We start from the raw sequence: 8,952 nt of genomic DNA on the forward strand, positions 1-8,952 counted from the left end.
TGATGTGTATTAGAGACAGCCCCCGAGCGCGCCGCCCTTACCGCCAAAGGCCAAGAAGAAAGCGCGGAACATATAGAAGGCCGTCAAGCCGGCGGTCACCAACGTAATCGCCCAGAGCGCGTAGTCGCCATGCTCAAAAGCCAGCGAAATCAGCGTCTCCTTGCTATAGAAACCGGACAAGAAGGGGAAGCCTGAGATTGACAGGCCAGCGATCAGCCAGGTAGCTGCCGTAACCGGCATAAAGCGCGCCAGACCGCCCATCAAGCGCATATCCTGGACCTCGCGATGCATGGCATGATGGAGCGCATGCAGCACACTACCGGCGCCCAAGAAGAGCAAAGCCTTAAAGAAAGCATGGGTAAACAGATGGAACATACCGGCGCCCGGGCCGATCTCCGTACCGGCCACAGCGAGGCCCACGAACATATAGCCGAGCTGACTAATCGTCGAAAAAGCCAGCACCCGCTTAAAGTCCGTCTGAGTCAGGCCGATAGTAGCCGCGAAGATCGCCGTAATTCCGCCGATCCAGCCCACCACACCGAAGGCCTGCGGGCCGGCGGCGGAGAAGAGGGCGAAGGTTCGCGCCACCATATAGACACCGGCGGCCACCATCGTCGCCGCATGGATCAGGGCGCTCACCGGCGTTGGACCTTCCATTGCTGACGGCAGCCAGGTATGCAGAGGGACCTGCGCCGACTTACCGATCGCGCCACAGAAGACCAGAATCATTGCCAGTGTCAACAAAGCCTGATTGCCGGCGAAAGCCTGAGCCACCCCGTGGGGGCCATTACCGGCCAGCGTCGCGAAATCAAAGGTCCCCGTCGTCGCGAACAGGATCATAATGCCGAGAATGAAGCCCACATCGCCGATGCGGTTCATGACGAAAGCTTGCAGCGCAGCGCTGGCGGGAGAAGGGCGCTCCTCATCGGGCTTAGCCCGCTTATTGATCCAGAAGCCGATCAGCAAGTAAGAACTCAAGCCGACCAGTTCCCAGCCGACGAAAATCACCAAGAAATTCGCCGCGAAAACGATAGTCAGCATCGAGAAAGCGAAGAGGGACAAGTAAGCGAAGAAGCGGGCGTAGCCGGCGGAAGTCGCCATATAGCCCTGGGAATAGAACTGGACCAGGAGCGAAACGGTGGTCACCACCACCGTCATAGCCAGGGCCAGGTTATCCAGATGGAAAGCGATCGTATAGGGTTGGAAAGCGGGATCACTGCCCCAGGTGTAGGAGAAGAGGGTGATACCGCCCTCGGGCAAGCGTGGCGTACCGGGGAGCAGACCAAGCGAAGCGAAGAGCAGCAGCCAGGAATAGAGGCAGGCAAAGAGCATCAGAGCGATGCCCACGTAGCCGCTCAACTTGGCCCAGGGAGTCAAATACGGCACCGTCGGATCATCATCGTAGGGATCACCGTGATGTCCCGCATGGTCGGCGCCCTCAGCGTGCGCCTCCTCATGAGCAGCGTGGGGGGGGACACTGGCAGCCGCGTGACCAGCGGTGCCATGCCCACCGCTACGGGAGCCGACAGAGGCCTCCCAAGCAGCAAAGGCCGGGTCTGCCTCGCGCAGGTAGGCGGCGTAATCCTGCGCCGTCTGCCCATGATGGCGGCTCCACAGATCGGCCATGCGCGTCCCAAAGACGATCACCACGAACGATATCAGCGGAGCGGCCAGAATGAGCCAGGCGTACTCATACAGACCGTACATAGCAAATCACCACTTCAGCATATCGATTTCGCCAACATCCACCGTCTGGCGCTTGCGATAGATCGCGATAATCATCGCCAGTGCGAGCGCCGCCTCCGCCGCAGCGACAGTAATGATGAAGATGGCGAAGATCTGTCCTGTCAACAGATTCGAGTAGGGCTTGACGTGGTTAAAGAAAGAGAAAGCGATCAGCGTGATATTGACGGCATTGAGCATAATCTCGATGCTCATCAGAATAGCGATCGCATTGCGCTTGGTGAGCGCGCCGTAGAGGCCGATGCAGAAAAGGACCGCGCCAAGCACCACAAAATGTGTCAGAGTCAGGCCCATAGCAACTTACTCCTCCTCGCGGCTGATCACGATCGCGCCCACGATTGCCACCAGCAGCACCACCGTCGCGATTTCGAACGGCAGCACGTAGCTATAGCAGGAGGGGCTATAGAGCAGCTGGCCGATCGCAATCACGTTATTGGAGGGGAGCGAGCAGACCGTTCCCTGAAGCAACTGGGCGGCGGGAGCTGACTGAGCGAACTGACTGACCGTCGCGGCGAAGATGATCCCCAGGCCGACGAGGGCTGAGACCACCAGCGCCACGGCCATCGCCAGCGGGCGAGTGTTGGGATTGGTCACCCGTTGCCCGGCGATGCGTGTCAGCATCAGCGCGAACAGGATCAAGATCGTCACCGCGCCGGCGTAGATGAGGATCTGCACGATTGCAATGAACTCGGCATTGAGCAGGAGGAAGATGCCGGAAGCCATTGCAAAGACCACCACCAGCGCCAGCGCGCTATGCACAATATTTCGCTGGCCCACGACGACCAGCGCCGCAGCAACCAGCACAACGGCGATGATCCAAAAGATCAGGCTCGCTAAGTCCATAAAAAAAATGTCCTCCATCGAGCGAGCGGGCACTGAGAGCACCGTCCAAAGCAAGCCTTGGTGTTCTTGGTCAAGCCTGACAGCGGGCTGGCCAGAACCTGGGAGAGAGGCGAAGCGGAGACAGCACAATGCTCGAGGCGAAGGCATCTATCAGGTCAAGAGCAGGTTCGTCTGAAACGAGCCAGTGTAGTCTCTATCGCCCTGCATACTCCCTCCCTCCCATTGTAGCAGGGTAGACCGGCATTGAAGCGGTGGATCTATCTGCCCTGTTCTTGTCTCGTTTCTTGCGTGCGTGCGTACGTGCGACGTGAGCAACTCCTCGCTGTTTCCCGTCAGATTCTAACAAAAGCCTGACGAGGTGACAAGGGCAGAAACCTTCCTGGCCCAGCCTTCTCTGCGGCGGCCTTGTTCCAGGATGGAGTATCCTAAAACTAGGAGAAGCACAGAGAAGCAGCGAGCCAGCGCATACTTTCCAAGGTGTACTGACGGAGAAGGGGCCAATTCAGCTACGCATCGTCCATTCGCTATGCTATAATCTTTTGGTGATCATTTCTCTCGCGAGCAATAATCTGCGCAATAACACACGGCAAGGCATCTGTCCATGAGCATGACACAGACGACCAGCAGGCGGGATTCTCCCGACACACAGCGCTGTCCCCAGTGTAACACCGTCTTGCCGCCCTATGCGGCTTTCTGTGGCACCTGTGGGAAGCGGATCGAGGGAGCTGCCTCACCCCGCCCGGCGGAGGCCGAGGCCGAGTTTCGCCAACGCTATCGCATTACCTCGCTGGTACGCCGCCGTCCCTACATCAGCCTATTCTTGGCTACCGATACCAGTACACAGCAGACGGTGGTCATCAGCGATGTCGATATTAGCATGCTGGATGACGAGGCCCGCCAGCGCGCGGCGCAGCTTGTCAGGCGCGAGTACGACCTGCTGCGTCGTCATGCCATCCCTCATCTGACGCCTATTCTGCGGCAGGAATATGATCAAGGGCATGTCTATGTGATTGCTGGCAATCCCTTTACGCGGGCGCAAGAGGCTGGCGCTGACGGGTCTGCCAAGGCTCAGAGCGAGGGCCCACAGGCTGGCGCTGCGGAAGATGGGCGGCTCTATACGCTCGAAAACGTCCTCCAGAGCGGGATCGGTCTGCCTGATGAACGGGTGGCTGTGCAGTGGATTCAGGACCTCTGCGAGACCGTCGATCGCCTCCACGGCCATCAGATTGTGATCGGTGAGCTGGACCCGCAGGCGCTCGTCTTGGGTAGCCTGGATTACCGTGGGCATCCAGCCTTATTGCTCTGCTGGCTCCCGCTGTATATCCGTACGCTGCTGCCGGTCTTGACGGGGACGACTCGTCCCTTTAAGCCTGGTCCCTTTACGGCTCCAGAGGTAGAGCAAGGCAAGGTCGAAGCCCGCTCCGATGTCTATAGTCTGGGAGCGCTGCTCTACCTGCTGCTCACTGGTAGGCCGCCCAGCGCTCCAGCCCCTCATCTGCGCTCACCGCGCGAGCTGAATCCGCGTGTGAAGCCAGAAATTGAGGCGGTGGTGATGCGGGCATTGGCCTTTGAACGCTCCGAGCGCTTCCAGAGTGCCGCTTCCCTGGCCGAATCGCTGGCCAATCCTTATATCAGCACTCAGGTAGTGCGCTACCCGCGCCCGACAGCGACTGCCGCGCTGGACGAACAGGCCTCTAGTTCAGGGACGCAGAATGAGGCCGACGAGCGCAGCAGAGGGCGTAGCGGGCGGCGGTCCGCTCGCACAGGGCCAATGGCCGATGCCAACCTGGCTGCCGCTTCCGAGGGCGCCGAGGGGGGCAAGCGCGGAGGGTCAGGGCCAGGTGCTACCTGGGAACAGAGCGGAGCAGCCACGCCAACGGCGCCACAGCAGGCGGAAGATATCGCCGCGCTACCTACCTATATTCTGGAGCGTCGGCGCTCCGAGCTAGAGGAGATTGGCGAGCTGGCGCGCCGCCTGACGCAGCAATTGCAGAAGCGCATTACTGGCCTGCTCCCGACCCTGCAGAGCAAACTCCTTCCACATGGAAAGTCGGCGAGCACTGCTCTCGTGAAGGCCTTGCCCAGCGAGGGGACACAAGAGCGTTCGCTGCTGCGCCAGATTCAGCGCTTCATTGTTGGCGAGCAACAGCGTGGCACTGCAGCCGCCGCCATTATCGAAACGCCGCTGCGCCTCCAGCCCGGCCAGCGCTTTGCCATCCGTGTGCGCCTCATGGGGCGTGATCGTGCTCTCCCACCGCCTGGTGCACGAGCAGGCAGCCGACCTGTAGGCTTGAGCGCCCTCACCCATGGTGAACGGGTCCATATTGAGGTCCGCTCGGCCATCTACCAGCGCTACGCCTTTGTTGTGCAGCGGGCGGTGATCACGGTCCCGGCCCGGGGCTACATGGCTGAAGTCACTATCCCCATGCCACCGCCACTCAAGGGGCGTGGAGGGCGTCGCGAGCGTCTGCACATCGTCTTTACCGACGAGCACCGGCGTCCGCTCTATGAGAAACCTTTCGCTATTGAAATTCTGGTATCGCCACTGGTGCGTCCAGGTCAGGAGGGCCATCAGGCATTGCCTATTCCCTACTAACTCAGCTAGCGAGCAAGGCAGAACGCGACAGCGCTGTCGCCTTCGTAAGGTTTGCCCCAGCTACGAGGAGCGCCGAAGCTCCTCGATCGATGCGGCTGCCCTCTTCTCCCGTTCAGGTGGGGCGTGGTTGCTCTGCCTGCAGTAGCCCTCTTCCCGCCTCCCTCGCGCGCTCTCTCCCCGTGCTATCTGCGGCAGCCGGCGACCTACCCTGCAGTCAGCTCAAGCGCCGAAGAGAAAGACCGTCCCGCTCATAATCGCATAGAGCAGGATCAAGAGCAGCCCTTCCAACCAGACCAGCTCACCATCGTGCGTAATCTCACTAAAGAGGAAGGCCCCTAGCGCCAAAACCGCAATCTCGACGATACTGAAGACCAGATCGAGGCGCTGAGGAGCCAACAGGCTGCATAGTACCAGGATTGGGGCCACCAGCAGCGCAATCTGGATCGATGAACCAGCAGAGGCGGCCAGCACCATACCCATACGCTTATCTAGCGCCATATTGATGGTATTGAAATACTCCGGCAGACCACCAATCAGAGGGAGAAAAACCAGACCGACAAAAGCCGGATTCCAGCCGAGCAACTGCGTCAACGGTTCAATCGAGGCGACCAGAATATCCGAGACTACGGCCACTCCAGCGGTCGCTGCCGCCAGCACGAGCAAAGCCAGCCAGAGATTGGGCTTATGCTCACCTGTTTCCTGTAGAGCAGGAGATTGTGGGTGCGGTGGTTGTGCTGGCTGAACCTGTGGGACCGGTGAAGGCTGCCCGGCAGGCCTCGCGGCCTCCTTCTGTACCGGCTCGCTGGCTGGGCCGCTGGCGCTTGGAGATCCAGAACCAGGAGGAGAGCCAGCAGCCGCCGGCGCCGACTCCGGGGCTACCATAGCTTGCAAGGTGCGGTCCAGCTCGCGCAGCATACCACTCTTATTCGGCAGATTGCTATGAGCCAGACGCTGGCGATAAGTCAACAGACGCAATAGAGCGGCTTCAGAGCGGGCTCCCAGCACCGGCTCAAAGCTCTCTCCCGTTGCTTCCTCTCCCTCGGCAGGATGATCACGGAAGCGAAAGACGCTAAAGAGAATCGAGGCGCCATAGCCAACGAGAAGCAAGATGGCGATAAAGTCGGAAAGCTGGATACCGCGCTCAACAATATGACTCTGACCGGCACGCGAGGCCAGCAACTCGGCAACCGCTGGCAGCAACAAGCCTGCGATACAGAGCGCCAGCAATGAAGCATACTGGCTGGCTGGACGCGTCTCGAAGCGCAGCCGCCCATGCTTCAGACAGCCGATGGTCGTTGCCACTCCCAAAACCAACAAGATATTGCCAAGAATCGAGCCGATAATCGAGGCGCGTACCACATCTACCAGCCCTTCGCTCAGAGCAAAGAGGCCGATAATCAGCTCGGTGACATTGCCGAAGGTTGCAAACAGCAGACCCCCAATGCGCTCGCCAGTATGTTCGGCCACGGCCTCAACCGCTCGCCCAATCAGCGCCGCCAGCGGGAGAATCCCCAGAGCAGCACAGACAAAGCGCACCAGTGGAGGAACCTCCACCTGCAACAGCTCCAGTACTACCGCCAGCGCCGCGAAGAGCAACAGACTGTAAAACCAGCGCGACATATGTGCCCCTTCCCATTTCGCTGACCTGGAGCCGCTCGTTTGCCCCTGTTGGGGGCCAGAAACGAACGACCCCTGCCTGCCAGTAGTTAAGCGTATGCTCTTCCCCGCTGTCCACCGTAATCCTGCGGAAAGTAGCGCATAGCTACTGATCATTAGATACAGCACCTATGCTGAAAAAGAGAACCTCAGCCACTCACGGGGCCCAGGGCGGCGAGCCAGCCCATTCGCCCCCAGAGAAACCGCCTGCCTCGTGACCCCGACAGGGAGGCCATGGTTTGCGAGGGAGAGCAACAGCTCAGGCACCGGCCCGCTGAGAGTCTGCCAGTGCCAGTGCTGGCAGTTCCTAGGACACGCTGCCCAGGACCAACGTGGTACTAACATCCCTGGATGGAAACGGGGCTGTTACTTTAGCGATCTCTCACTCGCTTGTGCCAATGTAACAATTCTAACTGGCCATTGTAGGCACGGAGAACGCATGAAGAATACGATTACGCAAGATCGTCAGGACGACCTACTGGATCTGATCGCTCTGGTTGAACATAGCACCCAACCACAGCCGGCAGTCTCGGCCAGTGGGGCCGGGGCCGCCGCTCAAGCCTCGGCTCCCGGTCTGCCGAGCTATCAGCCAACCTCGCTGGCTGTTGTGAACCGCTTCCTTGATCTCGTTGATGATCTCACTGGCGGCAAAGCCGGCTGGTTTCAGCGGCTCTTCACATATCTTTTCATCGGTGGTGCAGCTGCTATCGTCAATATGCTAGTCTTCTATATCGTGTTCTATCGCATGAATATACCGGTCAATAGTACGCTGCACAATGCAATTGCTAATATTAGTGCCGCTGAGATCTCGATCATTGCCAATTTTGCTGCGAATGATTACTTTACCTTTCGCCATCTCCCAGGCCACCAACGCGCCTGGTGGCAGCGCTGCCTGCGCTTCCACCTCACGGCCATTGTCGGTAGCCTGTTGAACTTCTGCATTGAACTGAGCCTGACCAGCTTAGCGCATATGCCTGCGCTCTTGTCGCAAGCTATCGCAATTCTGCTGGTGTTGATCTACAATTTCTCATTCCACCATATCTTTACTTATGGAGGAATGAGTGCAGCCCATTGAGTGAGAAAGGGCGCCTGGCTGCTATAGTAGTAACAAGGCAGCAGCAGGCAGGAGTGCTGCGAAACACAGAGCCGGCGAATGCAAGTGCAAAGAGGGCCTACTTGGGCGGAGACAGTCAGGCAAGCCTGCCGCCTGGCTCACCGACTGACTGACTGACTGACTCATCTGACAGACTACGACTAAACGAAAGCGAACGGCTTGACACAGTGGAGTGACCGTCTGTCTAAAGTGAGCTGGGAATGAATACGAGCTATGAGTAGCAAAGGAGTGACCTATCGACTAAAGTCGCGCGCTGAGATCGAAGCTATGCGCGCAGCAGGAGAGATTGTCTGGCGTGCCCATCAGGTGGCCGCCTCCCTGGTGAAGCCTGGGGTGAGTACTGCCGAGATTAACGAGGCTGTCGAAACGTTCCTCACAGAACAAGGGGCGGCGCCGCTCTTCAAGGGGGCCCCGGGACCGGTTCCCTATCCGGCGACAACCTGTATCTCGCTCAATGAGCAGATTGTCCACGGCATTCCCAGTAAGCGCCGCCTCCAAGAAGGCGACATCGTCAGCATTGACATTGGTTGTCGCCTTGATGGCTGGTGCAGCGATGCCGCGGTAACGCATGCCGTAGGCCGGGTTGATGCGCGCGCCAGGCAGTTGCTGCAGGTAACCGAGGGGGCCCTGCATTTAGCCATTGAACTGCTTGGACGCAAGTCACGCTGGGCTGAGATTGCGCGTGCAATGGAACAATCTATTCGCCAGGCTGGCTTTACCGTTTTTGAGCAATTGATTGGGCATGGCATAGGCAGAGAGATGTGGGAGCCGCCGCAGGTTCCCAACTTCTACCGTCGCGATATGGATTTTCCTCTGCAGCCTGGCCTGGTCATTGCCGTTGAGCCGATGGTGGGCATGGGCAGCAAGGAGATCCGCATTCTGCCCGACCACTGGACCATTGTAACCGCCGACGGCTCGCTCAGTGCCCATTTTGAGCATACTATTGCCCTCACCGAAGATGGCCCTCAGGTACTTACCACTGGCAGTGGCGGCCTCATCT

General features: G+C 59.1%; 7 protein-coding genes. 3 read left to right on the forward strand and 4 right to left on the reverse strand.

The annotated features are described in order from the left end of the window. Positions 1 to 9: 9 nt before the first annotated feature. Genes IRZ24_RS12450 through IRZ24_RS12460 form a run of 3 tightly spaced genes read right to left on the reverse strand, consistent with a single transcriptional unit; the run spans position 10 to position 2,586 of the window. Positions 10 to 1,707 carry an NADH-quinone oxidoreductase subunit L gene (locus IRZ24_RS12450; RefSeq protein ID WP_297164714.1) on the reverse strand — a complete coding sequence of 566 codons (1,698 nt, stop codon included), beginning with the start codon at positions 1,705 to 1,707 and terminating at the stop codon, positions 10 to 12. Positions 1,708 to 1,713: 6 nt separating this feature from the next. Continuing rightward, positions 1,714 to 2,031 (reverse strand): NADH-quinone oxidoreductase subunit NuoK, encoded by a 318-nt coding sequence (nuoK, locus tag IRZ24_RS12455; protein ID WP_170293420.1) that lies wholly within the window; start codon positions 2,029 to 2,031, stop codon positions 1,714 to 1,716. A 12-nt stretch (positions 2,032 to 2,043) separates the two neighbouring features. Then, the gene (locus tag IRZ24_RS12460) at positions 2,044 to 2,586 is read right to left on the reverse strand and encodes an NADH-quinone oxidoreductase subunit J (RefSeq protein WP_297164717.1); all 543 of its coding nucleotides are present in this window, start codon (positions 2,584 to 2,586) and stop codon (positions 2,044 to 2,046) included. A gap of 601 nt (positions 2,587 to 3,187) precedes the next feature. Here IRZ24_RS12460 and IRZ24_RS12465 point away from each other — a divergent pair. Continuing rightward, a complete protein-coding gene (locus tag IRZ24_RS12465; RefSeq protein WP_297164719.1) occupies positions 3,188 to 5,182 on the forward strand; it encodes an inactive serine/threonine-protein kinase VRK3 in 1,995 nt (664 codons plus the stop codon). A gap of 219 nt (positions 5,183 to 5,401) precedes the next feature. Here IRZ24_RS12465 and IRZ24_RS12470 read toward each other — a convergent pair whose 3' ends face one another. After that, positions 5,402 to 6,802 (reverse strand): hypothetical protein, encoded by a 1,401-nt coding sequence (locus IRZ24_RS12470; RefSeq protein WP_297164721.1) that lies wholly within the window; start codon positions 6,800 to 6,802, stop codon positions 5,402 to 5,404. 475 nt (positions 6,803 to 7,277) lie between these two features. Here IRZ24_RS12470 and IRZ24_RS12475 point away from each other — a divergent pair, with 475 nt between their 5' ends. Together IRZ24_RS12475 and map are read left to right on the forward strand one after the other, a co-directional pair. After that, a complete protein-coding gene (locus tag IRZ24_RS12475; RefSeq protein WP_297164723.1) occupies positions 7,278 to 7,913 on the forward strand; it encodes a GtrA family protein in 636 nt (211 codons plus the stop codon). Positions 7,914 to 8,165: 252 nt separating this feature from the next. After that, a partial coding sequence (gene map / locus IRZ24_RS12480) for a type I methionyl aminopeptidase (protein ID WP_297164725.1) occupies positions 8,166 to 8,952 on the forward strand: 787 nt, incomplete at its 3' end.

This window comes from Thermogemmatispora sp. (assembly GCF_019683755.1).
In the GTDB taxonomy this organism is placed as follows: Bacteria; Chloroflexota; Ktedonobacteria; order Ktedonobacterales; family Ktedonobacteraceae; genus Thermogemmatispora.